This is a genomic window from Rhizobium sp. P1_B8, assembly GCF_056406515.1.
Map to the genome: position 1 here is coordinate 124,072 of NZ_JBFTZZ010000010.1, position 23,201 is coordinate 147,272.

The window sequence follows — 23,201 nt, forward strand, 5'->3', positions numbered from 1 at the left end:
TTTTCGCCCGCTCCAAAACCGGGAAACAGCAGAAAGGGTCAAGGCCGGGCGAGGTGCCCGGCCTTGATGTGATCGACTACTTGGCGACGACGGCCTTGTCTGGGTTCGGCGGGAAGGCCGGATCGGTCTTCTTGCCGCGCAGAAGGTCGAGCGCGTAGTTCAGCTGAACGTCGTCCTTCGGGTCCGGCGGGACATAGGCGACGGAGCCCGAACCTTCGTCGGTCTCGCTCTGACCCTTGATGTGGCCGCGCAGGCTGGATTCGCCTTCGGTCACCATCTTGCCCTGCAGTTCCTGCGGCAGCGGCTCCTCGACCTTGATGTCGGGGGTGATGCCGGTACCCTGGATCGAGCGGCCCGACGGCGTGTAATAGAGCGCCGTGGTCAGGCGCAGCGCGCCGTTTTCGCCGAGCGGGATGATCGTCTGGACGGAACCCTTGCCGAAGGAGCGCGTGCCGAGAACGGTGGCACGGCGCAGATCCTGAAGAGCGCCGGCGACGATTTCCGATGCGGAAGCCGAACCGCCGTTGATCAGCACGATCACCGGCTTGCCATCCGTCAGGTCGCCCGGGCCGGCATTGAAGCGGCGGGTTTCATCTGGATTGCGGCCGCGGGTCGAAACGACTTCGCCGCGCTGCAGCAGGGCATCGGAGACATTGATCGCCTGATCGAGCAGACCGCCCGGATTGAGGCGCAGGTCGAGAACATAACCCTTCAGCTTGTCGGCCGGAACGGTGTCCTTGATCTTCTTGATCGCCTTTTCCATGTCAGGATAGGTCTTCTCGGTGAAGGAGATGATGCGGAGATAACCGACATCGTCCTCGACACGCGACTTGACTGCCTGGACGGCGACGACGTCGCGGACGATCGTCAGCTCGATCGGCTTGTCGGCACCCTTGCGGATCAGCGTCAGCTTGATCGGCGTGTTGACGGCGCCACGCATCTTCTCGACGGCGTCTTCCAGCTTCAGGCCACGCACGGACTGGCCGTCGATCTCGGAGATATAGTCGCCGGCGAGAACGCCGGCCTTGGCGGCGGGCGTATCGTCAATCGGGGTGATGACCTTGACGAGTTCATCTTCCATCGTGACTTCGATGCCGAGGCCGCCGAACTCACCCTTGGTCTGGGTGCGCATGTCCTCGGCGTCCTTCGCATTCATGTAGCTCGAATGCGGATCGAGCGAGGAAAGCATGCCGTTGATGGCGTTCTCGATCAGCTTGTCTTCCGCAGGCGGCGTCACATATTGCGCACGCACACGCTCGAAGACATCTCCGAAAACAGACAGTTCCTTGTAGGTCGAGGATCCGGCCGCTTCTGCCGGCACACCCGCCGAGTAAATGACGCTCATTGCGGTCGCACCCATCAATGCGCCGACCAGAACAAGAGAAGCCCTACGAATCATTGCGTGCCTTTCCAGTGTCTTTGGCGGTCCACCACGGCCGGGAATCGACCGGTTTACCGTCCTTTCGAAATTCAATGTAAAGCGTTGGCCGGTTCGTTTCCAGCGCCAATGCAGTTGCGCTTGCCACTCTTTTCGCGCCCATCACGGCAAGTGGCTCGCCGGAGAAAACGAATTTTCCCTGACGGGTATTGATCGTATCCATTCCCGAGAGAACCAGGTGGTACCCATCGCCCGCGTCGAGGATGATCATCTGGCCGTAACTGCGAAATACGCCGGCGAAAACCACCAGGCCATCCGCAGGCGCCGTCACCACCGTCTCCGGATTGGTGGCGACCGTCATTCCCATGGCCTCGTGTCCGGTGCCGTCGGCATCGCCGAACTGGCGCAGGATATCGCCCGTAACGGGCACCTCCAATTTCGCCTTCAATTCTCCGAAGGGATATGCGGGCGCAATGCGGTTTTTATCGGGCACACCGCTGTCGGCGAGAGCCTTGGCCTGGGCGCGTTGCTCGTCCGTCATAAGCTTGCGGTTCTCCTCCGCCTGGCGGGCGGCAGCGGCAGCATCCCGCACCGAAGCGATCTCGGATTCCATCGAGGCGACGAGGCCTTCAAGGCTGGTCGCCTTGCCTGCCAGCTCCTCGGAACGTTTCCTTTCGGCCGCGAGTTCGGCGGCATTGCTGCGGCTGAGCTTGTCGTTTTCGGCAAGCAGCAGGTCCATGCGCCGCTCTTCCTCGATGCCATCAGTCATCGTCCCGGTCAGGGAGGCCTTCTCGGCGGCGCTTGCAGTCTGCAATGCGGCGAGGCTTGCGAGGTCTGCGGCAAGCTTGTCGGTCTCCTTGCGGATGCCAGGCACAACGGCGCCGAGCAGAATGGCGCTGCGCACGGAGGCGAGCGCGTCATCGGGGGTGACGAGCAAAGCGGGCGGTGGGTTGCGGCCCATGCGCTGGAGCGCTGCCAGCACCTCGGCCAGCAGGCCGCGGCGCTCGTGCAGGGAACGGCGGATGCCATCCTCCTTGACGCCGAGATCGGCAAGCTTCTTCTCGCTTTCGAGGATCTGCTTTTCGAGCGCCTTGCGGCGGGCGGCGGAATCAATCAGCGCCTGGCGGATGCTTTCGGTGCTCTTTTCGAGATCGGCGATGCTCTGCTGAAGCGCGCTCACCTTGTCGGTGGAGAGGCTGATCGTCTTCGACAGGGTTTCGAGTTCGGCACGGGTCTGATCACGCTTGGCGGCAAGTTCGGCGGCCGGATCGGGTGGCGCCGGCTCGGCTGCCGGCTGCGGGGCAGATTGTGCCGCCTCGGGCGCGGCCTCCTGCGCCCGGACGACGAACGGATTTGCCGACACGACAATCACCGCCACACCGACGCCGGCCGCGATAGCCGGGAGGATCATGCGGTATCGCCTGGTGGATGCTCTCGTCATGCGTGTTGGGGCACTTTCTCAAATCGCGCGGAGACTAAGCTGATTTGATGCGCTTTGCCATAACGTTTGCAGGAGAACGGGTGGCCAAGCAAACACGGCTGCGTGACATTGCGACGCATTGGCCGACGCTTTGCCGACACATCGGGCCGATGCGGCATCAGACACGGTGATAGGGGTGACCAGACAGGATGGTGACGGCACGATAGAGCTGCTCGGCGATCAGCGTGCGCACGAGCTGGTGCGGCCAGGTCATCTTGCCCAGGCACAGCGTGGCGTCGGCACGGTCGTAAAGCGAAGGATCGAGGCCGTCGGCACCGCCGATCGCGATGGTGAGCTCGCGTTTGCCCTGGTCGCGATAGGAGCCGAGCAGGTTTGCGAAGGCTTCGCTATCAAGCGCCTTGCCGCGTTCATCGAGAAGAATGAGGATGCTGCCATCGGCAAGCGATTTCAAAAGCATCGCTGCCTCTTCGCGCTTGCGGGTCTCCGCATTGGAGGCACGGCTTTCGGCAACTTCGGCAACACGGGTGAATTCGAGGCCGACGGCAGGGCCGGCCTTGGCAAAACGGTCCAGGTAGCGGGCCACAAGATCCTTTTCGGGGCCGGACTTCAGCCGTCCCACCGCAAAAAGACCTATTCGCATTCATCCGCTCCCGCTCATGCTGCACTTCGGGCGCACACTACGCCACCGGCCGGTTTGTGATGTTTTCCGGCCAGCCAATGCCACGTCTCAGGCGCCGGACAAGATGCCGGCACGCCTGTCAGTGCCGTGTTTCTTCATCCATATCCGGAGCCGCCCACATCTTTTCGATGTTGTAGAACTCGCGGATTTCGGGACGGAACACGTGCACGATAATGTCACCAGTGTCGATCAGGACCCAATCGCCGCCTTCCTGACCTTCGACGCGGGCCGTACCGAGGCCGTCGTCCTTAAGGTCGGTGAGCAGGTGATCCGAGATCGCCATGACATGCCTGTTCGAGCGGCCGGAGACGACGATCATGTAGTCTCCCAGCGCCGATTTTCCGGCAATGTCGATGGTGACGATATCTTCCGCTTTGGAGTCCTCGAGGCTGGCGAGGACGGTTTCTAGGGCACGGGCGGCGGCATCGGCGCCACGTTCCGCACTCTTCGGGATAACGGCGAACGTTTTTCCCTTGGCGTGTACTGTTGTCAGTGCTTTCCCTTTCCTGGAATGACAAACTATGCACAACACAGATCCGATCGAGACCGGATCATGGTTAAGATAGGCATCAAACGATTAATGTTTCAAGACATGCTAAGGTACGGAACGGCCGAAAATCCGATCTGCCGTTCGAATTGAAGTATTTGGCTGCTCGGGGCGGCCTCGTGCGGGCGGTGTACAGTTTCCATGCCGCAGCGTAAAGTGCGGCAAATTCCACGATCTCCAGATTCAATGACCGACTCAGCCGCAAAAACACTCGTGCCCGTCCTGCGAATCAGCTTCCCGGATGAGGATCGCCTCGGCCATGGCAAGATGGAACTGCTGGAGCATATCCGCCAGACCGGATCGATCTCGGCGGCGGGGCGGGCGATGGACATGTCTTATCGCCGGGCATGGCTGCTGGTCAGCGAGATGAACCGGATGTTCTCTGAACAGGTGGTGGAATCGCAGCGCGGCGGGCAGAAGGGCGGCGGCGCGGCGCTGACGCCGTTCGGCGAGGAATTGCTGGCGCGTTTCCGCCGGATGGAAAGGACGATGCGCACCAGCCTTGCCGAAGATCTCGCCTGGCTCGAGGGCAAGCGTAACCTGCAGCAGGGCGAGCGCGGCTGATCAGGCCTCCAGGGCAACTGTCTTGATGACGGCGAAGACCGCCCTTCCCAGTCGAAGATCCAGACGCTCGCAGGACAGTGTGGTGATCCGGGAAAGAATGATATCGCCGCCGCAATCGAGCCGGATTTCCACCGTTCCGTCCTCGGTCGACGACATCGCTTCTATCCTTGCTTCCAGGATATTCAGCGCGCTGAGCCCCTCGGGCCTTGCGGTCGCCAGCATGACATCTCGGGAGGGAATGCGGATGCGGACCGATTTGCCGGGCGCAAGGGCGGCACCGGGAATATGGAGCTGGCAGGATTTCAGAGCGATAGTCGACAGGCGGTGAAGCGCATCGAAGCTTTCCACCGTGCCTTCCAGCAGCGCGCCCGCCTCGCGCCGCTCGGAGGCGGCGGAGGGGCGGCTCAATATGTCGATCGCGGGGCCTGTCGCTTCCACCTTGCCGTCGCGCATGACGACGACCTGGTTTGCCAGCCGCGCCACCTCGGCGATCGAATGGCTGACATAGACGATCGGGATGTCGGTTTCGTCGCGCAATCGCTGGAGATAAGGCAGGATCTCGGCCTTGCGCGCATCATCGAGGGCGGCGAGCGGCTCGTCCATCAACAGCAGGCGGGGCGAGGAGAGAAGCGCGCGGCCGATGGCGACGCGCTGCTTCTCGCCGCCTGAGAGTTTCGCGGGGCTGCGTTCCAGCAGCGTCTCGATGCCGAGCAGGTCGACGATGTGATCGAAGCTCTCGCCGCGCGCGGTTCTCGCCGCGAACCATCGGCCGTAGAAGAGATTGGCGCGAACGCTGAGATGCGGGAAAAGCCGGGCCTCCTGGAAGACATAACCGAAGCGGCGGCGATGTTTCGGAACGAAGATGCCGGTTTCGGTTTCCGTCAGGGGCTCGCCGTCGAGGACGACGCGCCCTTCGTCCGGGCGGGCGAGGCCGGCGATGATGCGGATCATCGAGGTCTTGCCGGAGCCGGAGCGGCCGAACAGCGCGGTGACGCCGCGCTCGGAGGTGAAGGCGGCATCGAGCGAAAAGGCCCCGAGCCTCTGTTTTGCCTCGACGATCAGCGTCATTCCGGATCGATCCTCCGGCCGGCGAGACGGGCAAGGAATTCGGAGGCGAGCAGGGCAGCCATGGAAATGACGATGGCGACGAGCGTCAGGCGGAGCGCGCCGGCATCGCCGCCGGGCACCTGGGTGAAGGTATAGATCGCCGACGACAGCGTCTGGGTTTCGCCTGGAATGTTGGAGACGAAGGTGATCGTCGCGCCGAATTCGCCCATCGCCTTGGCGAAGGAAAGGATCATGCCGGCGATGATGCCGGGCAAAGTCAGCGGCAAAGTGATCGTCAGGAAGACCCAGACGGGGCCGGCGCCGAGCGTTCCTGCCGCCTCTTCCAGCTTGCGGTCGACCGCCTCGATCGACAGGCGGATGCTGCGCACCATCAGCGGAAAGGCCATGATGGCGCAGGCCAGTGCAGCACCCGTCCAGCGGAAAGACAAGACGATGCCGAAATACTGGTCGAGCAGGCTGCCGATCGGACCGCGGCGGCCAAACAGGATGAGGAGAAGAAAACCGGTGACGACCGGGGGCAGGATCAGCGGCAAGTGAACGACGCCGTTCAGCACCGATTTACCCCAGAAGCGGCCGCGTGCAAGCAGCAGGGCGACGAGGATGCCGAAGGGCAGGCTCGCCAGCATGGCGACAATCGAGACGCGCAGGCTGAGCAGGATCGCCGTCCATTCCTCATCGCTCAAGCCCAACATGTCCAAATGCTACGGTCTCCCCGGGAAATCGAAGGCTCGCCGAGGCGAGCCCTCACGCTAAGCTGCGGCCGACGATTCCGCAATCATTTCAGCCCTCAATCACTTGAAGCCCAGATCATTTCAGGCCCATATCACTTCAGGATGGTGAAACCCTGCGCCGTGAAGAAGGCGGCCGCCTTGTCGGATTTCAGGAAGTCGAGATAGGCTGATGCATCCGGGTTCTTGCTCTCGGCGAGGATTGCGATCGGATAGATGATCGGCGGGTGGGAATCGGCGGGGAAAGTGCCGACGACGGCGACACCCTTATCGGCTGCGGCATCCGTCTGATAGACGATGCCATAAGGCGCTTCGCCGCGCGAGACGAGGGCAAGGGCGGCGCGCACGCTTTCGGCGCCGGCGACCTTGCTTTCGACCGATTTCCAGACGCCGAGCCTTTCGAGCGCGGCCATGCCGTATTTACCGGCCGGAACCGATTTCGGCTCACCCATGGCAAGCTTGCCGCCACCGAGCAGTCCTGCGAGATCGAAGCCCTGCTTGATCTCGACCGGCTTTGCCTTGTCCTTTTCCGCCACGAGCACAATCTTGTTGCCGAGCAGGTTGGAGCGGGTGTCGGCCTTGATCAGGCTCTTCTTGGCGACATAATCCATCCAGTCGAGATCGGCCGAGATGAAGACATCGGCAGGAGCCGCGTTTTCGATCTGCTTGGCCAGCGCCCCGCTCGCCGCATAGGAAGCGACGGCGTCCTTGCCGCTTTCCTTTGTCCAGGCGGCATTGGCGGCGTCGAGCGCATTCTTGAGGCTCGCCGCCGCAAAGACGGTGAGCTTTTCGGCTGCGGCGGCAGGCGTCGGAAGCGCTGTCGCGCCAAGCCAGAGGGCCGAGATCGCGGCGGTTGCCAGTTTCATCCATTGGCGACGGTTTTGCATGATTATTCCCCGGGGTTCGAAATATTGCGACGAATATAACGAGCCACACGCCTTGGCTAGGGATATATCCAAGAAAATATAACCGTATTGGGCGCTCGCGTTCGCAGCAGCGCGATGTTCACGCATTCGTGAGGTGCATGGCTTCCTCCGAAAGTGAGATCAGTAGGGTGAAAATACCTGGGAGTCAGTTTGCAAACCGCAAGGACTCCCGGCCGCCGAGACCAGTTCCTTAATTTTTGCTAATAAAAACGGCAATGGGGAAGCCAAATTCACCTCGAGATTTGCATCCTATGCATTGCTGCAATGCACCAATCGATATTCACCTTTTTGTCGAATATGATAAAACATACTCATCGACACGGCTTCTCCTCCTCCCATAGCCGTTCGATAGGGTCGACAACACTCCTCCTCCCAGTTGTCGATCGAGTTTATAAGCCCGACGGATCTCCTCCCCCGTCGGGCTTTCTCGTTTCCAGGATCTTCTGAAATCAGGCTGGCGCATGCGTCTTGCTGGGCGCGGGGCGCTCTATTCGGCGTCGGCGTGCGACGAGCCGTTGCGGATTGCCGTCGAACTCAGGCCGGAGCGCGGCCCGTGGATGAAGGTCCAGGCCGGCGCACGCTTCTTCCAGAGAACACGCGCGTCATCCTCGTCAACACGGGCGAAATCGAAGGTCCTGGCCATTTTCGAGGAGAGGAAGGAAAGCGTCGCGCCCGGCCGATCGATCACCGCGATCGGGAAGGTGCGGGCAATCTCCTGCCATTTCTGCCATTTGTGAAAGGTCTGCAGGCTGTCTGCGCCCATGATCCAGATGAAATGCACATGCGGATTACGCGCCTTGACGCGGGCAAGCGTGTTGGCGGTGTAGCTGACGCCGAACGTCTGTTCGAAGGCGGTGACCTTGACGCGCGGATCGGCTGCTACACGCTCGCTTTCGGCAATGCGCTCGGCAAGCGGAGCGAGCTGGTTGCGGCTCTTCAGCGGATTGCCGGGTGTGACCATCCACCAGAGCTGGTCGAGGCCGAGCCGCTTGATGGCGATTTCAGCGACGAGCGCGTGGCCCTGATGCGGCGGATTGAACGAGCCGCCGAACAGACCGACGACCATCCCGCGCTCGCTGTGCGGCATGCGGAGATAGTGCCGGTCCACATTCTCGGTCGTCACGTCAGGGCCGCGTCTGTCCGGCACCATGCACCCGATATTTGAAAGAGGTGAGCTGTTCGACACCGACGGGCCCACGGGCATGCATCTTGCCGGTGGCGATGCCGATTTCCGCACCCATGCCGAACTCGCCGCCATCGGCAAATTGCGTCGAGGCGTTGTGCAGCAGGATCGCCGAATCGACCTCGGTGAAGAAACGCGCGACGACCTCAGGGTCCTCGGCGATAACCGCCTCGGTGTGGTTGGAGGAATATGTCTGGATATGGGCGATGGCGCCCGATATGCCGTCGACGACGGCAACCGAAATGATCGCGTCGAGATATTCCGTCGACCAGTCCTCCTCGGTCGCGGGCTTCATGCCGGGCGCGACCTTCAGCACCGTCGGCGAAGCGCGGATTTCGCAGCCGGCCTCGGTCAGAACCTCGAGCAGCGGCGTCAGATGCGTGCCGATTGCGGCGCCATCGACGAGCAGGGTTTCGGCCGCGCCGCAGATGCCGGTGCGCCGCATCTTGGCGTTGACGACGATCTTCTTCGCCATTTCGATATCGGCCGAGGCATCGACATAGATGTGGCAAAGGCCTTCGAGATGGGCAAAAACCGGCACGCGGGCCTCGCTCTGCACGCGGGCGACCAGGCTCTTGCCGCCGCGCGGCACGATGACGTCGATCGCGCCGTCGAGGCCGCGCAGCATGGCGCCGACTGCAGCGCGGTCGGTGACCGGCACGAGCTGGATAGCGTGCTCTGGAAGTCCCGCCGCCTTCAGACCCTCGACCAGGCAGGCATGGATAGCCTGCGATGAACGGCGCGAATCCGAGCCGCAACGCAGAATGACGGCATTGCCCGCCTTGAGGCAGAGGGCGCCGGCATCCGCAGTGACGTTCGGCCGGCTTTCGAAGATCACGCCGATGACGCCGAGCGGGGTGCGGACCCGTTCGATCTTCAGCCCGTTCGGCCGGTCCCAGGCAGCGATGACTTCGCCGACCGGATCGGCAAGGACTGCGATGGCGCGGATTCCCTCGGCCATTTCGGCAACGCGCTTGTCGTTCAGCGTCAGCCGGTCGACGAAGGAAGCGAGCATCTCGGTGCCTTCGATGCCCTTCAGGTCCTTGGCGTTCTCGGCAAGAATATGCGCCTTGTTCGCCAGGATCGCATCGGCCATGGCATTCAACGCGCTGTTCTTGGCCTCAGTGGACGCAAAGCTCAGTGGTCGTGCTGCAGCCCTTGCCTTGCGGCCGATGTCGTTCATCAGCACGTCAATGTCAGGGCTTGGCGCAACGGTATCAAGCATAGCTCGCGTCCTTCTTCTGCCTTTCCGATTTCGAACCGACCTGTGCGGTCATCACCATGTCGTCGCGATGGACCATGGCGGCGCGCCCGGCATAACCGAGAATGGCCTCGATCTCCGCCGACTTGCGGCCGGCGATCCGACGGGCGTCGTCGGCATCGTAGCTTACCAGGCCGCGGGCGATCTCGCGGCCGGCCGGGCCGATGATCGCCACCGTATCGCCGCGGCTAAAGAGGCCGGAAACGCTGCGCACGCCGGCTGGAAGCAGGCTCTTGCCGGCCCCGAGGGCAACGACGGCGCCGTCATCGACATGCAGTTCGCCGGCCGGCTGCAGCTGCCCGGCAATCCAGGTCTTGCGGGCGGTAACCGGTGTGCCCGATGGCGCGAACCAGGAGGAACGCGCGCCGTTTTCGATCGCCGACAGCGGATTGTCGGTCTTGCCGGAGGCGATGATCATCGCGCAGCCTGATGCCGTCGCAATCTTGCCGGCATCGATCTTGGTGCGCATGCCGCCGCGCGAAAGTTCCGAAGCGGCTCCGCCGGCCATCGCCTCGATCTCGGGGGTGATTTCGGCAATCATCTCGAGGAACGTCGCGTTTGGATCGAGATGCGGTGGTGCGGTGTAGAGGCCGTCGATATCGGAGAGAAGGATGAGCAGATCGGCGCCGGTCATCGTCGCAACACGAGCGGCCAGCCGGTCGTTGTCGCCATAGCGGATCTCGCTGGTGGCGACGGTGTCGTTCTCGTTGATGATCGGCACGGCGCCGATCTTCAGGAGCTGATTGATGGTGGCGCGCGCATTGAGATAGCGGCGGCGCTCCTCGGTATCACCGAGCGTCAGCAGGATCTGGCCGGCGACGATCTCGTCGCGCGACAGGCTTTCCGACCAGGCGCGCGCCAGCGCGATCTGGCCGACGGCCGCCGCAGCCTGGCTTTCTTCCAGCTTCAGCGCACCCGAGGGCAGGTCGAGCACCGAGCGGCCGAGCGCGATCGCGCCTGAGGAGACGACGAGCACGTCGATGCCCTTGGCTTTCAGGTCGGAGATATCGGTGCACATGGCGTCAAGCCAGGCCTTCTTCAACCCGGCCTTGCGGTCGACCAGAAGCGCGGAGCCGATCTTGATGACGATGCGGCGGTAGCGGCCAAGCGGCTTACGGCTGGTCATCGTCCTCGCCCTCATCGGTGACGACCATGTCGCGATGGCGCAGCTTCGGCACCTTGGCCGGCTTCTCCTCGGTATTGGCTTCGACGATGATGTCGCGCAGCGCGCGCAGCACCTCGGTCATGCCCTTGCCGGTGACGGCCGAAATCTGGAACGGCGTCTTGCCGCAGGCCTTGGCCAATTCCTTGGTCTTCTTCTTCAGTTCGGCATCGTCGAGCACGTCGATCTGCGACAGCGCCACGATCTCAGCCTTGTCGGTCAGCTCGTTTCCGTAGGCTTCGAGCTCGTGCTTGACCGTCTTATATGCCTTGCCGACCTTTTCTTCCTGGGCGGAGATGAGGTGGAGCAGCACGCGGGTGCGCTCGACATGGCCGAGGAAACGGTCGCCGATGCCGACCCCTTCATGGGCGCCTTCGATCAGGCCCGGAATGTCGGCAAGAATGAATTCGCGCTCGTCGATGGTGGCGACGCCGAGATTGGGATGCAGCGTGGTGAAGGGATAGTTGGCGATCTTCGGCCGGGCGCGGGTGACGGCAGCCAGGAAGGTCGACTTGCCGGCATTGGGCAGGCCGACGAGGCCGGCATCGGCAATCAGCTTCAGGCGCAGCCAGATGGTCTTTTCCTCGCCGGGCAGACCGGGATTGGCCCAATCCGGCGCCTGATTGACCGAAGTCTTGAAATGGGCGTTGCCGAAGCCGCCATTGCCGCCATGAGCGAGACAGTAACGCTGGCCTTCGACAGTCAGGTCGCAGATCAGCGTTTCCTGATCTTCCTCGAAGATCTGGGTGCCGACCGGAACCTTGAGCGTCACGTCGCTGCCATTGGCGCCGGTGCGGTTTCTGCCCATGCCATGGGTGCCGATCGTCGCCTTGAAATGCTGCTGATAGCGGAAATCGATCAGCGTGTTCAGGCCGTTGACGGCCTCGACCCAGACGTCGCCGCCGCGCCCGCCGTCACCGCCATCCGGGCCGCCGAACTCAATGAATTTCTCGCGTCGGAAGGAAACGCTGCCGCCGCCGCCGTCCCCGGACTTGATATAGACCTTTGCTTCGTCGAGAAATTTCATTTTACTTCCAATATTCAGTGGCAGTTGGACGGCCCGTCTTGGCCCATTCGATATAGGCGGTTCCGACGGAGGTCAAAGATTATCGTGAATTTTGCGAGCTATAACATACAGTACGGCTTCGGTCTCGACGGCAGATACGATCTGGCGCGGATTGCCCGGAGCCTCGAGGGAGCCGATGTCATCGCGCTGCAGGAGGTGACTCGCGGTTTCTCCCGCAACGGTTTTGCCGACATGGTGGCCGATGTTGCAGCCTTCTTTCCCGACTATTTCTGGGTCTATGGGCCAGCCTGCGACATGCATGTCGAAGCTGATGAAGGCGGGCTCCAGCCGGTGCCGGGCACCCGTTTCCAGTTCGGCAACATGGTGCTGTCGCGCTGGCCTGTTGTCTCGACCCGGACGCTGCTTCTGCCGCGCAGCCGGACGATCGGCAAGATCAACCCGCAGCGCGGCGCAACCGAAGCGGTAATCGCAGCACCCGGCGGGGCGATCCGCGTCTACTCCGTGCATCTCGACCATGTCTCCGCCGATGAGCGCATCCGCCAGCTGCAATTTCTGAACGCGCATATCAATGCCTTCGTCCAGGAGGGTGGATCGCTGACGGGGGGTGGTGAATTCGATCTGCCGGAGCCGCCGCTGCCGGAGGATTATATTATCATGGGTGATTTCAACATGGAGCCGGAATCGCCGGAATATTGCGCGCTTGCCGGTGCTGGCGGCGGATATTATGGACGTGTCGCCAGGATCGGCACGCCGATGGACGCCTTTGCGGCGCTCGAGGCCTATCGCCCGGGGAGCTACAGCTGGATGGATCCCGAAGATCACGGCAAACGCATGCATCTCGATTATTGCTTCGTCAGTTGCGGCCTCGAGGGCCGATTGAAATCCGCTCGGATCGATACGCAATCCGAGGGCTCCGATCACTTCCCCCTATGGGTCGAAATCGTTGATTGAGACGCCGCCGGTGCGGCGACGTCTCGCGTTTGATCAGGCAACCTTCCGCGGCTGCAGCATGCCAGGCTGCAGCACGGTTTCGATGTGCGACACCATCGTATTGCGGGCGAAACAATAGATTTCGCCGCAACCCGTCATGTGGAAACCGAGCTTCTCCTGCAGCCGCAGCGAAGCAGGGTTGTCGGCGAAGACGCCGGAATGGATCGGCGTCTCCGGCATGCGGCGCGAGAAGCGCTCGATGATCGCCGCTACCGCCTCGCTCATATAGCCGCGCCGCCAGTAATAGCGGTTCAGCCAGTAGCCGAGGTGCCAGCGGCCGTGGCGCAGCTCGATCGAGACGTTGCCGATATGGACATCGTCCTTATCGGTGATCGCCAACGGCCAGTCGGGCAGGGTGCCTGAGGTGACCGGGATCAGCCAGTCCAGCGCATCCTGCCGGTCGAACGGCGCGGGTACGCGGGACAGCATGCGCGTGACCGCGAAATCGGAAAGCGATTCCGCGATATCAGGCGCATCGCTCAGCCTGTGGGGGCGGAGCGTCAGCCGGGCGGTCGAGATAACCGGCGCAGGGCCGGGCATCATCGGCTTGACCTCCGGCCTTTGCAGCGCAGTCGTGCTCATGCGATGTTCCCCCAGCTTCGGAGGGACATCCAGGTCTTGCGGTCGAGCCTGTACCATTCGACCGGCACGTTACTGCCGAGCGCCAGCGAGGCGGCGAGCCCCGATCCCTGGAACTGGAAGCCGCACTTCTGGATGACGCGGCGCGAGGCGACATTCATTACCCGGCAACGGGCATCGATCTGATCGACGTCCTGACGGGTTCTGAACACCATATCGACCAGGGCATGGCAGGCCTCGGTCGTATAACCCTTGTTCCAATAGGGCTCGCCCAGCCAGTAACCGATCTCGACGGTTCTGCCGTCCGCATGCGGCTCGACGCCGCAGCAGCCGATAAAGGCGCCGTTTTCAGCCTTGGTGATCGCATAGACGCACTTGCCAATATCGCCATTTTTCGTGCGACGCACGAAGTCAGCAGCATCATCGGCGGTATAAGGGTGCGGCATACGCGATACCATGGTGGCGACTTTGGCGTTGTTGGCGAGATGGGCAAGGGCGTCGATGTCTTCTTCGTGGGGCGCGCGCATGACGAGCCTTTCCGATAACAAGACAGGGCAATCGGTCCTTAACCGTTCCGGCCTCAGCCGTTCTTCGGAAGACCGCTGGTCTTCCCGGGGAGACCGTGATTGGTCTGCCCTTAACAATTCGCCTTGCATGGTTCAGTCCTCCTTGAGGGGTAAAGAAAAAGGGGAGATGGCGCCCCATCTCCCCTGTTTTCTAGACTGAACCTGATACGGCCAGCCGGGTCGATGAGACGCCGGCTGTTTTTGAGCGCTACCGGCTTATTCCGCTGCTTCCGCTTTCGGCATGACAGACACGTAGACGCGACCGTTGGCCTTCGTTCGGTAGTTCACATTGCCGGCGGTAAGTGCAAAAATCGTGTGATCCTTGCCGAGGCCGACGTTGGAACCCGGATGCCACTGCGTCCCGCGCTGACGCACGAGGATGTTGCCTGCGATGACGGCTTCGCCGCCGAACTTCTTCACGCCAAGGCGCTTGGATTCGGAATCGCGACCGTTGCGCGAGGAACCGCCAGCTTTTTTGTGTGCCATTGGAGTTCTCCTTTAAACCTTGTCCCGTTGATCTTACTTGGCAGCCACGATGTCCGTGATACGGACGACCGTGTGATGCTGACGATGGCCGCGCGAACGCTTCGAATTCTGACGGCGGCGCTTCTTGAAGGCGATGACCTTCTTGCCGCGGTTCTGTTCGACGACTTCTGCCTTGACAGAGGCGCCGGTTACGAAGGGCGCACCGATCGCAGCGTCGGCGCCTTCGCCGATCACGAGCACTTCGGTGAATTCAATGGAATCGCCAGCGGTGGCTTCCAGCTTTTCGATGGTCAGCACGTCGTTGGCTGCCACACGGTACTGTTTACCGCCGGTCTTGATGACTGCGAACATTTTTTATCCTTTCATGTTCGTTCCAGCTCTCCTCGCCGATTGAGCAAGGTGGCCGTCTTTTTATCAGTCGAAGTTAAGCAGGGATTTCAGAGGTCTAATCCTCGAACTCTTCCTGCCGGTGAAGCGCCCCACGCAAACGCAGGACGAGCTAGGCACGGATTTCTCCAAACCTATTGCGCAGCCGAGATACGCGAGTGACAAAAAGCTGTCAAGGCAAAAGGATGGAATGGTTCGACTTTTCGGCTTGCCAGCCTGTCATTTGCCCGTTATGAGAACGCCCGCGCCGAACAAGCGCCGACCAGACCGCGGAGAGGTGGCAGAGTGGTCGAATGCACCGCACTCGAAATGCGGCATACCTGCAAGGGTATCGTGGGTTCAAATCCCACCCTCTCCGCCATAAATTTCCCGGGATTATTAACGTTTGAGATTACCGGGAGATTGCCGTGACCGGCGGTCAGAATCGCATGCATTCCAAGGCCGCACCAGAGCCGTTCCCGAATCAAAACATCGCGCTTTGCTTGCGCTGATTCTGCCCGATATCCATTGAGCGAAACAGGCAGGAGACAAATATACGGGTGGCTCTTAGTGCGGGATCTCGTCAGTTACCCAGCGCCTTCTTCACCCAGACTCCAACCTCATCACCGCTGCTCATATCTGCCTGCACCAGCCCATCTATCATGAAGGTCGGCGAGACGTGGATGCCGTTCTGCCGGGCATATTTGCAGTGCCACTTGATCTCCCGGTCGAGATCCGGGATTGCGAAGGCTTCTTTCAGCTTGACGCCGCTGTAGCCTTCCAGGCGCTCGATGATCTGGTTCGGCGTCACATCCATATTCGGGCCGCCGGCGTGACGCTCGAATTCGAACTCCTCGCGATGGGCTGCAATGGCGGCCATCACTTTCTTTGCTGTCTGCTTGCCGCCTTCCAACGTTGAGGCTGCGATGATGCAGCGGACGAGGACGCCCGAATACATATGCCAAGGTTGCGACTGCAGGCGGATCTTCACGGTGATCTTGTCCTCGCCGGCCTGGCCGAGCAATTCGTCGAACTTGTTGAACGCTCTGACCGAGTAGGGGCAAGTCGGCTCCAGAAAGGCTTCGAAGATGCGGGGTCCAGTGCCCCAAGTCAGCGGATCTGCATGCCAGGAAGTGGTCGTCATGGAATTCCTCTCTGAGGGTAAGGTATCCGGAGCAACTTAGGTCACCAGGCTCCAGAAGCCATGCTTCTTGCCGTGCCGACGTTTGAGTTCCGCGACATAGAGGTCATGGGATCGAGTGTTGCCGAAGTCATCGATAATGAGGCGCAAAGGATGCACAGTCCGCCAGATGCCTCGCCGCATGCTTATAGCGGCCGGACCGGCCGCTATCGAGCGCGAAATCGATCATGGAGCGCAAGACAATGGTGGCCGCGAGCGGATGTTTCTCCGCCAGAGCTTCGGCCGCCAGCGTCATCAGCTCATAGAGATTGCCATCCAGTTCCGCCTTCCTGCTCGCTACAAGTTTTGCCGCCTCGGCAGGCGCCGGCCAGTTGAGAAAAAACGCAAGTGCCTGGTGGACGTCAGGAAAAGCCCGAACATGGACAAATGCCTTCTCCTCGGCCTCAAGATCGTCGAAATCGGGCAGCCGCTTGAGGAAAGCCTTGAGGTGCTCGCCATGCAGCGACTGCTCGAAACATGTCCATCTATAGGTCTGCGCCTCCGCTGCACGCCCCAGGGCCTCGAGCGTCTCAACGCGCGCGCGCTGCCATTCGAATGGCATGTCGGCCCAGCCTCTCCTGTCGGCCTCATCCAACGTCTCAAGCGCTTCCTTCGCCCGACCGGCCGAGAGCAGACGATTGGCGATGTCGGCAGCTATCATCGGCGCCTTGCGCGCATCCTCGGGGTGTTGGCCAATGTAGGCATCAACATCGCCCTGGGCGTCGGCAATTTCCTGCAAGGCTATGCGCACCGTCAGGTCTCGCTGAGTGCCGTCGATCTCATCTTCGTAAAGGGGGCCTGCGCCGCCCCAGCCGATGATCTCGCGCTTGTCCTCCGCCGGCTTGTCTTTCGGCTCCTTGGACCATTGGATGAAGAGGGTTTTCAGGCAATCGAGACCATCCTTGCCGAGAGCTGGCGCCATCGCCGCAATCAGGTTGTCGTACTGGCCGTAACCATCGTCTTGCACGGCTTTGAACACCTTCTCGGCCAGGACATTGGCGTCGATCTTGGCGGACGCGGCGATTGCGGCAGCATCCTCGCAAGCCTGATGAAAACTTTGGATGACAGAACCGCTGCTCTCGTTGGATCTCTCAAAGATCGAATTCGCCAGGGCGAGGAACTGCCATATCAGTTCGAAAGCCTCCTGGGGATCATCGGCGGCAACCGTCTCTGTGATCGTCTTGCGCTGCGTTTCCAGGTCGCTCTTCAGCGCCTTCACTTTGCGCCAGTTGATGAGGGTGCGAGCGCGGGCGATGCTGGCAAGCCGTTTTCGTACCTCACGCGCGACCTCGGCGCTGCCGTGATTGCCGGCAAGCTCCATTCGAAGCCGTCGCTTGTGGGCAGCACTGCCCATGCTGATCTCGACCAGCAGCTCGGCAAGGCGCTGCGCACCAAGGGATTCAAGATTCTTCGCATTGAGTGTTGTCTTGGCTGCCATCGGTCATCGCTGTCGTTTCTGCGATGACCCTACCCTGCAGGCGGTACGAGGCCAAGGTCCGGGAATGTGCACAGGGATAATCCTCTGTGCCTCGCTATTAGCTAAAAACTAACGCTGCCTCGTAACGACTCCTAAAGCCGGTTTTGGCACCTTGTTGCCTGTCGAATATTGCTTCCAAATTTCTCGCTGGGGTTGATTATGAGTCATAATAAAGACGCCTGGGTCAGCCAGCGCGCTTATTCACTATGGGAATCGGAAGGCAGGCCGGATGGGCGTGGGGAAAGCCATTGGGCGCAGGCGCTGAGGGAGTTCGAGCAGCTGGAGCTGACGAAGGCCTCGCCTGATGGAAACGATCTCATCGAGAAGCTGAAGGCAGCCGGGCGGCTGATGCGGATCTATGACGAGGCGGCGCCCGCCGTTGAGAACGACCGGCAGATCAAGGCGGCTCGCTAGGCCGTATTTTTCAATCTCTGGGTTGCCGAAATATTCAGCGGCATTCCAGGCGGACGATCGGCCTTGCCGGCAGGCGTCTTGCCACCTCGACGAAACCGGCATCCAGAAACATCGACAGCGTTCCCGGATAAAGCTCGGCTCCGTTCGAAGCACGGGCTGCCTGATCGACAGGGTAGGCTTCGAGACATTCGGCGCCGTTCGCGCTTACGAATTCGACGGCGTGTTTCAATAACAATCGCGACAGACCCTGCCGCCGGAACGGCTTGCGGACGATGAAGCAATTGATCGACCAGACCGGCTTGTCATCCACCGGCGCAAAGGGTTTTGAACGGCGCAGCCGGTCGAATACGGCGCGTGGCGCGACACCGCACCATCCGGCCGGTTCATTCTCGTGATAACCGAGAATACCGGGCGGGCGCCGTTCGGCGACGAGGCTTCGGAACCAGTTGCGATTTCCCTCGCCCCATCCTGCCTTGTAGTCGGCATTCGGTCGATACCAGTAGGCGCAGCGACAATTCCGGCCGTCGGCGCAATCGTCGAAGACCGCTTCGATATCGGCCAGGCGGTCGGTGGTTGCGGGGAAGAAAGAGAAGCGATCCTGCATCCGGGCAAATTATGGCGCGGGCGGGTGATCGGCAAGCAGTCGCCCGTGCCGGCCGATCAGCCGCGGCGGCCCACCAGCTTGAAATGCTTATTCTTTAGCGGCCGACGTCGTCCGGTTGTCGCCGCCGGTCGGCATTCGCCGGCGTGCGGCTCGCCCTGACGCTACTGGCGTGCGGCCCAGCTCAGACCACGCCGCAGGATGAGGGGCATGTAGGGATGATCGAATTCGGCTGCGACATGGCCGAGGGCGGAATAGAAGATGCGGCCGGCACCGAAATGACGCTTGAAGGCGACGGGCATCACGACATTGCGGGCTGCCGGATCGTAGGCGCCGGTGAAGGTGGTGGTCGCAAGGATTTCGACTGTGGGATCATAGTGGAGATAATATTGCTCCGAACGATAGTCGAAGTCGGGAATGCCCTCCATGACGGGATCGTCCTGGCGGGTGACGGCGACGCGGAAGTCGATGATATTGCCGGGATGGGCGACCCAAGTGACGCCGGAGACATAACGGAAAGGCGCGCTCTCCTTGAAGGATGTGGCGAGTGCGCCGTGATGGCCGGCAAGCCCGAGCCCGCCGCGCACCGCTTCGACGAGGGCGCTAGCATGAGGCTTTTCGAGCGTTTCGCCGGTAATGATGGGCACCAGCAGATCGGCCTTCGCCAGCGTTGGAGATCCGAAAATGCCGAGATCGCCGGTTACCTCGACCGCAAAATCGTCCTCGCGCAGAAGGTCGGCGACGATATGAGCGCATTGCTCCGGTTCATGACCTTGCCAGCCGCCCCAAACGACCAATGCCTTCCTCATTCGCGCTCTCCCTGCCTGATGGCTGCAGACCGTTGATCATCACATGGTGGTAGAAGCCCCTTAGATCGCGCGGTTATGCAAATCACGCGAATAATTCATGAATATTGCGGGTCCGGCACACATCGCCCGGACGGGCGGCTTCGGCATTTGACGTATTGTCCGTTTGCGCCGATCGCAGTTCCTTCTTTTTATTGACGTGTATCTCGTTTAGGCTTCTCCCATCTCTCGTGAACAATAGGGTGGTGTATGGCAGGTGAAACGGTTCTTGTCGTCGGCGGCGCCGGCTATATCGGCTCGCATACGTGCCTCGACCTGGCGAACAAGGGCTATAGGCCTGTCGTCTTCGACAATTTTTCGAACGGTCATCGCGAGTTTGTCAGATGGGGGCCGGCCGAAGAGGGCGATATTCGCGACCGCGCCCGGCTGGATGAGGTGCTGGCCAAGCACAAGCCGGCGGCGATCCTGCATTTCGCCGCGCTGATCGAAGTCGGCGAATCGGTCAAGGATCCGGTTTCCTTCTACGAGAACAATGTGATCGGCACGTTGACGCTGCTTTCGGCGGCACAAGCGGCCGGCATCAACGCCTTCGTCTTCTCCTCGACCTGCGCCACTTACGGCCTGCCGCAGAGCGTGCCGCTCGACGAGACCCATCGGCAGGTGCCGATCAATCCCTACGGGCGAACGAAATATATCGTCGAACAGGCGCTTGCCGATTACGACCAGTACAGGAGCCTGCGCTCGGTGGTGCTGCGCTATTTCAATGCGGCCGGCGCCGATTTTGAGGGCCGGATCGGCGAATGGCACCAGCCGGAAACGCATGCGATACCCCTGGCGATCGACGCGGCACTCGGCCGCCGCCAAGGCTTCAAGGTGTTCGGCAGCGATTACGAGACACGCGACGGCACCTGTGTGCGCGACTATATCCATGTGCTGGATCTCGCCGATGCGCATGTGCGCGCCGTCGAATATCTGCTGAAGGGCGGCGATTCCGTTGCGCTCAACCTCGGCACCGGCACCGGCACGACGGTGAAGGAATTGCTCGGCGCGATCGAAGAAGTGTCGAACCGGCCTTTCCCGGTCGAATATATCGGCCGGCGCGAAGGCGATTCGCACACGCTGGTGGCCAATAACGACAAGGCGCGCGACGTGCTCGGCTGGGTGCCGCAGTATGATCTGTCTGAGATCATCCGCTCCGCCTGGGATTGGCATGCAAAATCCAACCAGCATTGAGAAGGCGCGCCGGCCGAACGTCCTGCTGATCACGGCGGATCAGTGGCGCGGCGATTGCCTGTCAGCCGTCGGTCACGCCTGTGTAAAGACGCCTGGTGTCGATGCGCTGGCGCGGGAAGGCACGCTCTTCCGGCGGCACTATGCCGGCGCGGCACCCTGCTCGCCGGCGCGGGCCACGCTCTATACCGGCCTCTATCAAATGAACCACCGCGTCTGCCGTAACGGTTCGCCGCTCGATGCCCGCTTTGACAATCTGGCGCTGGCGGCCCGGCGGGCGGGATATGACCCGACGCTGTTCGGTTACACGGATACGGCGCCCGATCCGCGCGGGATGGATGCCGGCGATCCGCATCTGACGACCTACGAAGGCGTGCTGCCGGGTTTTACGGCCCGCCAGCTTCTGCCCGAGCACGAAAGACAATGGCTCTCCTGGCTACGGTCCCGCGGCCATGCCGATGCCGTCAGCCGCGATATTCACATTCCCGTCGGTGCGGGAGCGGGAGAAATTTCAAATGCAGCGCCGGCCTATTCGCGCGACGAGACCCAGACGGCTTTCCTGGCCGGCGAGTTCATTCGCTGGGTGGGCGAACAGGACAGGCCGTGGTTTGCGCATGTCTCCTTCTTGCGTCCGCATCCGCCGTTCTCCGTGCCGGAGCCGTTCAACCGAATGTTCAAGCCGGGGGACGGGCCGGTTTTTGCGCGCGCGGCAAACTGCGAAGCCGAACATGACAGTCATCCCTACCTCGCCTATGCCATGCCACGCTCCGACAAGGGCAGCTTCATTCACGGTGCAACGGGGCCGCTCAGCGACTGGAACGGCGAGGATTTCGCTGCGATCCGGGCGATCTATTACGGCATGATATCAGAGGTCGATGCGCAGCTCGGCCGTATCTGGCAGGCCCTCAAGGATGCGGATGCCTGGGACGATACGCTTGTTGTCTTCACCTCCGACCACGCCGAGATGGCGGGCGATCACTGGACGCTCGGCAAGGGCGGCTTCTTCGACGGCAGCTATCATATTCCGCTTGTCATTCGCGATCCCTCAATCAGTGCTGCGGGTGGGGTCGTCGACAAATTCACCAGCGCTGCCGATATTTTTCCGACACTTTGCCAAAGGCTCGGCGTCGACGCGACGAACGGGCTCGATGGCAGGTCGCTCATGCCGTTTGTCAGGGGTGGGAGCGGACAGAACTGGCGGGACGCGGCATTTTGGGAGTTCGATTTCCGCGACATTGCGCATGGCGAGGCCGAGCGGCATTTCCGGCTGCGGTCCAATGAATGCAATCTCGCGGTGATCCGCGACGCGCGGTTCAAATATGTGCATTTTACCGCATTGCCGCCGCTCCTCTTCAATCTTGCCGATGATCCGATGGAGCTCGACAATGTCGCGGCGGATCCGGCCTATGCGGCGATAAGGCTCGACTATGCCGAGAAGCTGCTGTCGCTCCGAGCACGGCATCTCGATCAGACGCTCGCTTATACCGAACTGACGGAAAGAGGGCCGGTGACCCACCGGCCCTGATGTTAGTCTAGCCGAGCCGAACTAGGGTTCAGCCGAGATAATCGCGCTTGCCGATCGGAGCACCCTGGCTACGCAGGATGGCGTGGGCCGTCGCGACGTGGAAGTAGAAGTTCGGCAGGGCGAAGGTGGCGATGTATTCGTCACCCGGCAGCACGATACCACTCTTTCCCGGCAGGGTGATCTGGCGGGTTTGGGTGCCTTCCAGTGCTTCCGCCGAGAAGCCGGCGAGATAGGCTTCGGTCTTTGCCAGGCGCTCACGCAGGTCGTCGAACGTCGTTTCGTTGTCCTCGAACTTCGGGGCGTCGGTCGCCGTCAGGCGGGCGAGCGCAAATTTGGCGGTGTCGCTGGCGCGCTGATACTGGCCGGAGAGCGGCAGCATGTCGGGCGCAAGGCGAGCGGTGACCAATATGACGGGATCAATATTCTTTTCCTTCGCATAGGCTTCGGCCTTGTCGAGGTAGGTTTTCAGGCTGGCGAGACCGCGCTGGAACATCGGAACGGTGAGGCGATACATCGAAATGGACATCTGTCCTGTCTCCAAAATCTTCAAATGATTGGGTCGCGGCGAGAGGTCGAAGGCGTCTGCGGCCGTGAGCCTGTCTTCGACCCTGCATAGATGGATGCTCGTTTCGTCTTTCACAACACCGGCAATGCGGGCCTCGGTCCTGAAGCCCGCATGGCATTGCGCTCTCATCCATATCTTGACGCCGCTAAAGATACTTGACGCCGCTCCCAGAAAATGGAATGAATATTCCGCAGAGCGGATTTGACGGTTTGTTTGTTCCGTTTTTGTGGAGCGCCGCGGGAGAGGTGGCGCGGGGAATTGCGGCTTCAGAGCAAATGCCTGGAGTTCCGGCGTGAGGAGGGTGCAGCCGGGCACCGCTTTGTGGAGGAAGTAAAATGAAAAAGTTTATCCTGGGCACTGCGATGGCGCTCGTCATGTCGACGACGGCTCACGCGGAAACTGTCGGCGTCTCGATGGCGAAATTCGACGACAATTTCCTGACGGTTCTGCGT

At 61.4% G+C, this 23,201-nt stretch carries 24 protein-coding genes, 1 tRNA gene and 2 pseudogenes; 7 read left to right on the forward strand and 20 right to left on the reverse strand.

Annotation, left to right across the window (positions count from 1 at the left end; genetic code table 11):
* Positions 1-76: 76 nt before the first annotated feature.
* The 4 genes from AC1D2N_RS14550 to rsfS form a co-directional block, all read right to left on the reverse strand.
* Positions 77-1,399 carry a S41 family peptidase gene (locus tag AC1D2N_RS14550; RefSeq protein ID WP_017995549.1) on the reverse strand — a complete coding sequence of 441 codons (1,323 nt, stop codon included), beginning with the start codon at positions 1,397-1,399 and terminating at the stop codon, positions 77-79.
* Positions 1,389-2,789 (reverse strand): murein hydrolase activator EnvC family protein, encoded by a 1,401-nt coding sequence (locus AC1D2N_RS14555; RefSeq protein WP_130653307.1) that lies wholly within the window; start codon positions 2,787-2,789, stop codon positions 1,389-1,391. The genes AC1D2N_RS14550 and AC1D2N_RS14555 overlap by 11 nt, the downstream gene beginning before the upstream one ends.
* Positions 2,790-2,976: 187 nt before the next feature.
* A complete protein-coding gene (rlmH, locus tag AC1D2N_RS14560; RefSeq protein WP_063473856.1) occupies positions 2,977-3,459 on the reverse strand; it encodes a 23S rRNA (pseudouridine(1915)-N(3))-methyltransferase RlmH in 483 nt (160 codons plus the stop codon).
* A gap of 118 nt (positions 3,460-3,577) precedes the next feature.
* A complete protein-coding gene (rsfS, locus tag AC1D2N_RS14565) occupies positions 3,578-4,021 on the reverse strand; it encodes a ribosome silencing factor (RefSeq protein ID WP_003589592.1) in 444 nt (147 codons plus the stop codon).
* A 210-nt stretch (positions 4,022-4,231) separates the two neighbouring features.
* Between rsfS and AC1D2N_RS14570 the strand changes: the two genes are divergently transcribed.
* Positions 4,232-4,609, forward strand: a complete 378-nt coding sequence (locus AC1D2N_RS14570) for a winged helix-turn-helix domain-containing protein (RefSeq protein WP_018244112.1) — start codon at positions 4,232-4,234, stop codon at positions 4,607-4,609.
* Here the strand turns inward: AC1D2N_RS14570 and modC are convergent, their stop codons facing one another.
* The 7 genes from modC to obgE form a co-directional block, all read right to left on the reverse strand.
* Positions 4,610-5,677: a molybdenum ABC transporter ATP-binding protein gene (gene modC / locus AC1D2N_RS14575; protein WP_130653306.1), complete on the reverse strand. Its 1,068-nt coding sequence runs from the start codon at positions 5,675-5,677 to the stop codon at positions 4,610-4,612.
* A complete protein-coding gene (gene modB / locus AC1D2N_RS14580) occupies positions 5,674-6,375 on the reverse strand; it encodes a molybdate ABC transporter permease subunit (RefSeq protein ID WP_130653305.1) in 702 nt (233 codons plus the stop codon). The genes modC and modB overlap by 4 nt, the downstream gene beginning before the upstream one ends.
* A gap of 125 nt (positions 6,376-6,500) precedes the next feature.
* On the reverse strand, positions 6,501-7,292 hold the full coding sequence (gene modA, locus AC1D2N_RS14585) for a molybdate ABC transporter substrate-binding protein (RefSeq protein ID WP_130653304.1): 792 nt from the start codon (positions 7,290-7,292) through the stop codon (positions 6,501-6,503).
* A gap of 526 nt (positions 7,293-7,818) precedes the next feature.
* Positions 7,819-8,481 carry a nicotinate-nucleotide adenylyltransferase gene (locus AC1D2N_RS14590; protein WP_028734117.1) on the reverse strand — a complete coding sequence of 221 codons (663 nt, stop codon included), beginning with the start codon at positions 8,479-8,481 and terminating at the stop codon, positions 7,819-7,821.
* A complete protein-coding gene (locus AC1D2N_RS14595; RefSeq protein WP_130653303.1) occupies positions 8,456-9,739 on the reverse strand; it encodes a glutamate-5-semialdehyde dehydrogenase in 1,284 nt (427 codons plus the stop codon). The genes AC1D2N_RS14590 and AC1D2N_RS14595 overlap by 26 nt, the downstream gene beginning before the upstream one ends.
* A complete protein-coding gene (gene proB, locus AC1D2N_RS14600; protein WP_130653302.1) occupies positions 9,732-10,901 on the reverse strand; it encodes a glutamate 5-kinase in 1,170 nt (389 codons plus the stop codon). The genes AC1D2N_RS14595 and proB overlap by 8 nt, the downstream gene beginning before the upstream one ends.
* Positions 10,888-11,964: a GTPase ObgE gene (obgE, locus tag AC1D2N_RS14605; protein ID WP_112905555.1), complete on the reverse strand. Its 1,077-nt coding sequence runs from the start codon at positions 11,962-11,964 to the stop codon at positions 10,888-10,890. The genes proB and obgE overlap by 14 nt, the downstream gene beginning before the upstream one ends.
* A gap of 84 nt (positions 11,965-12,048) precedes the next feature.
* On the opposite strand from obgE, the gene AC1D2N_RS14610 reads away from it, so the two are divergent.
* Positions 12,049-12,915: an endonuclease/exonuclease/phosphatase family protein gene (locus tag AC1D2N_RS14610; RefSeq protein WP_115157076.1), complete on the forward strand. Its 867-nt coding sequence runs from the start codon at positions 12,049-12,051 to the stop codon at positions 12,913-12,915.
* 33 nt (positions 12,916-12,948) lie between these two features.
* On the opposite strand, the gene AC1D2N_RS14615 is transcribed toward AC1D2N_RS14610, so the two are convergent.
* The 4 genes from AC1D2N_RS14615 to rplU all read right to left on the reverse strand — a co-directional run bounded on the left by AC1D2N_RS14615 (position 12,949) and on the right by rplU (position 14,936).
* Complete coding sequence (locus AC1D2N_RS14615) at positions 12,949-13,536, reverse strand: GNAT family N-acetyltransferase (protein WP_130653301.1); 588 nt, start codon at positions 13,534-13,536, stop codon at positions 12,949-12,951.
* On the reverse strand, positions 13,533-14,189 hold the full coding sequence (locus AC1D2N_RS14620) for a GNAT family N-acetyltransferase (RefSeq protein WP_017966066.1): 657 nt from the start codon (positions 14,187-14,189) through the stop codon (positions 13,533-13,535). Before AC1D2N_RS14620 ends, AC1D2N_RS14615 begins: the two co-directional genes overlap by 4 nt.
* A 126-nt stretch (positions 14,190-14,315) precedes the next feature.
* The gene (gene rpmA / locus AC1D2N_RS14625; RefSeq protein ID WP_003567620.1) at positions 14,316-14,585 is read right to left on the reverse strand and encodes a 50S ribosomal protein L27; all 270 of its coding nucleotides are present in this window, start codon (positions 14,583-14,585) and stop codon (positions 14,316-14,318) included.
* Between the two features lie 33 nt (positions 14,586-14,618).
* Positions 14,619-14,936: a 50S ribosomal protein L21 gene (gene rplU, locus AC1D2N_RS14630; protein ID WP_003543907.1), complete on the reverse strand. Its 318-nt coding sequence runs from the start codon at positions 14,934-14,936 to the stop codon at positions 14,619-14,621.
* A gap of 307 nt (positions 14,937-15,243) precedes the next feature.
* On the opposite strand from rplU, the gene AC1D2N_RS14635 reads away from it, so the two are divergent.
* Positions 15,244-15,333: transfer RNA gene (locus AC1D2N_RS14635), tRNA-Ser, on the forward strand.
* Positions 15,334-15,534: 201 nt separating this feature from the next.
* Here the strand turns inward: AC1D2N_RS14635 and AC1D2N_RS14640 are convergent.
* Entirely contained in the window at positions 15,535-16,095 is a 561-nt protein-coding gene (locus AC1D2N_RS14640) for a DsbA family protein (protein WP_130653300.1), read from the reverse strand.
* Between the two features lie 36 nt (positions 16,096-16,131).
* Positions 16,132-17,569: pseudogene (locus tag AC1D2N_RS14645) on the reverse strand (DUF6880 family protein).
* A 198-nt stretch (positions 17,570-17,767) separates the two neighbouring features.
* Here AC1D2N_RS14645 and AC1D2N_RS14650 point away from each other — a divergent pair.
* Entirely contained in the window at positions 17,768-18,022 is a 255-nt protein-coding gene (locus tag AC1D2N_RS14650) for a DUF2934 domain-containing protein (RefSeq protein ID WP_018448355.1), read from the forward strand.
* Positions 18,023-18,056: 34 nt separating this feature from the next.
* Here the strand turns inward: AC1D2N_RS14650 and AC1D2N_RS14655 are convergent, their stop codons facing one another.
* Positions 18,057-18,626: a GNAT family N-acetyltransferase gene (locus AC1D2N_RS14655; protein ID WP_130653298.1), complete on the reverse strand. Its 570-nt coding sequence runs from the start codon at positions 18,624-18,626 to the stop codon at positions 18,057-18,059.
* 161 nt (positions 18,627-18,787) lie between these two features.
* On the reverse strand, positions 18,788-19,432 hold the full coding sequence (locus AC1D2N_RS14660; RefSeq protein ID WP_028734124.1) for a ThuA domain-containing protein: 645 nt from the start codon (positions 19,430-19,432) through the stop codon (positions 18,788-18,790).
* Between the two features lie 246 nt (positions 19,433-19,678).
* Here AC1D2N_RS14660 and galE point away from each other — a divergent pair, with 246 nt between their 5' ends.
* Together galE and AC1D2N_RS14670 are read left to right on the forward strand one after the other, a co-directional pair.
* Positions 19,679-20,662, forward strand: a complete 984-nt coding sequence (galE, locus tag AC1D2N_RS14665) for a UDP-glucose 4-epimerase GalE (RefSeq protein WP_018517028.1) — start codon at positions 19,679-19,681, stop codon at positions 20,660-20,662.
* Positions 20,640-22,184 carry an alkaline phosphatase family protein gene (locus AC1D2N_RS14670; protein WP_130653297.1) on the forward strand — a complete coding sequence of 515 codons (1,545 nt, stop codon included), beginning with the start codon at positions 20,640-20,642 and terminating at the stop codon, positions 22,182-22,184. The genes galE and AC1D2N_RS14670 overlap by 23 nt, the downstream gene beginning before the upstream one ends.
* A 28-nt stretch (positions 22,185-22,212) precedes the next feature.
* On the opposite strand, the gene AC1D2N_RS14675 is transcribed toward AC1D2N_RS14670, so the two are convergent.
* Positions 22,213-22,710, reverse strand: a complete 498-nt coding sequence (locus AC1D2N_RS14675) for a DUF1993 domain-containing protein (RefSeq protein WP_026188557.1) — start codon at positions 22,708-22,710, stop codon at positions 22,213-22,215.
* Positions 22,711-23,084: 374 nt separating this feature from the next.
* On the opposite strand from AC1D2N_RS14675, the pseudogene AC1D2N_RS14680 reads away from it, so the two are divergent.
* Positions 23,085-23,201, forward strand: a pseudogene (locus tag AC1D2N_RS14680) (rhizopine-binding protein); the annotation flags it as partial.

What these genes read in the sequence shown, in the direction of transcription:
- AC1D2N_RS14570 (WP_018244112.1), top strand. Translation starts at nt 4,232, where the DNA reads ATGACCGACTCAGCCGCAAAAACACTCGTGCCCGTCCTGCGAATCAGC.
- galE (WP_018517028.1), top strand. Translation starts at nt 19,679, where the DNA reads ATGGCAGGTGAAACGGTTCTTGTCGTCGGCGGCGCCGGCTATATCGGC.
- AC1D2N_RS14555 (WP_130653307.1), bottom strand. Translation starts at nt 2,789, where the DNA reads ATGATCCTCCCGGCTATCGCGGCCGGCGTCGGTGTGGCGGTGATTGTC.
- AC1D2N_RS14550 (WP_017995549.1), bottom strand. Translation starts at nt 1,399, where the DNA reads ATGATTCGTAGGGCTTCTCTTGTTCTGGTCGGCGCATTGATGGGTGCG.
- obgE (WP_112905555.1), bottom strand. Translation starts at nt 11,964, where the DNA reads ATGAAATTTCTCGACGAAGCAAAGGTCTATATCAAGTCCGGGGACGGC.
- AC1D2N_RS14660 (WP_028734124.1), bottom strand. Translation starts at nt 19,432, where the DNA reads ATGAGGAAGGCATTGGTCGTTTGGGGCGGCTGGCAAGGTCATGAACCG.
- AC1D2N_RS14640 (WP_130653300.1), bottom strand. Translation starts at nt 16,095, where the DNA reads ATGACGACCACTTCCTGGCATGCAGATCCGCTGACTTGGGGCACTGGA.
- AC1D2N_RS14595 (WP_130653303.1), bottom strand. Translation starts at nt 9,739, where the DNA reads ATGCTTGATACCGTTGCGCCAAGCCCTGACATTGACGTGCTGATGAAC.
- AC1D2N_RS14670 (WP_130653297.1), top strand. Translation starts at nt 20,640, where the DNA reads ATGCAAAATCCAACCAGCATTGAGAAGGCGCGCCGGCCGAACGTCCTG.
- rpmA (WP_003567620.1), bottom strand. Translation starts at nt 14,585, where the DNA reads ATGGCACACAAAAAAGCTGGCGGTTCCTCGCGCAACGGTCGCGATTCC.
- modA (WP_130653304.1), bottom strand. Translation starts at nt 7,292, where the DNA reads ATGCAAAACCGTCGCCAATGGATGAAACTGGCAACCGCCGCGATCTCG.
- AC1D2N_RS14590 (WP_028734117.1), bottom strand. Translation starts at nt 8,481, where the DNA reads ATGGTGCCGGACAGACGCGGCCCTGACGTGACGACCGAGAATGTGGAC.
- proB (WP_130653302.1), bottom strand. Translation starts at nt 10,901, where the DNA reads ATGACCAGCCGTAAGCCGCTTGGCCGCTACCGCCGCATCGTCATCAAG.
- modC (WP_130653306.1), bottom strand. Translation starts at nt 5,677, where the DNA reads ATGACGCTGATCGTCGAGGCAAAACAGAGGCTCGGGGCCTTTTCGCTC.
- rlmH (WP_063473856.1), bottom strand. Translation starts at nt 3,459, where the DNA reads ATGCGAATAGGTCTTTTTGCGGTGGGACGGCTGAAGTCCGGCCCCGAA.
- AC1D2N_RS14615 (WP_130653301.1), bottom strand. Translation starts at nt 13,536, where the DNA reads ATGAGCACGACTGCGCTGCAAAGGCCGGAGGTCAAGCCGATGATGCCC.
- AC1D2N_RS14620 (WP_017966066.1), bottom strand. Translation starts at nt 14,189, where the DNA reads ATGCAAGGCGAATTGTTAAGGGCAGACCAATCACGGTCTCCCCGGGAA.
- AC1D2N_RS14650 (WP_018448355.1), top strand. Translation starts at nt 17,768, where the DNA reads ATGAGTCATAATAAAGACGCCTGGGTCAGCCAGCGCGCTTATTCACTA.
- rplU (WP_003543907.1), bottom strand. Translation starts at nt 14,936, where the DNA reads ATGTTCGCAGTCATCAAGACCGGCGGTAAACAGTACCGTGTGGCAGCC.
- AC1D2N_RS14655 (WP_130653298.1), bottom strand. Translation starts at nt 18,626, where the DNA reads ATGCAGGATCGCTTCTCTTTCTTCCCCGCAACCACCGACCGCCTGGCC.
- AC1D2N_RS14675 (WP_026188557.1), bottom strand. Translation starts at nt 22,710, where the DNA reads ATGTCCATTTCGATGTATCGCCTCACCGTTCCGATGTTCCAGCGCGGT.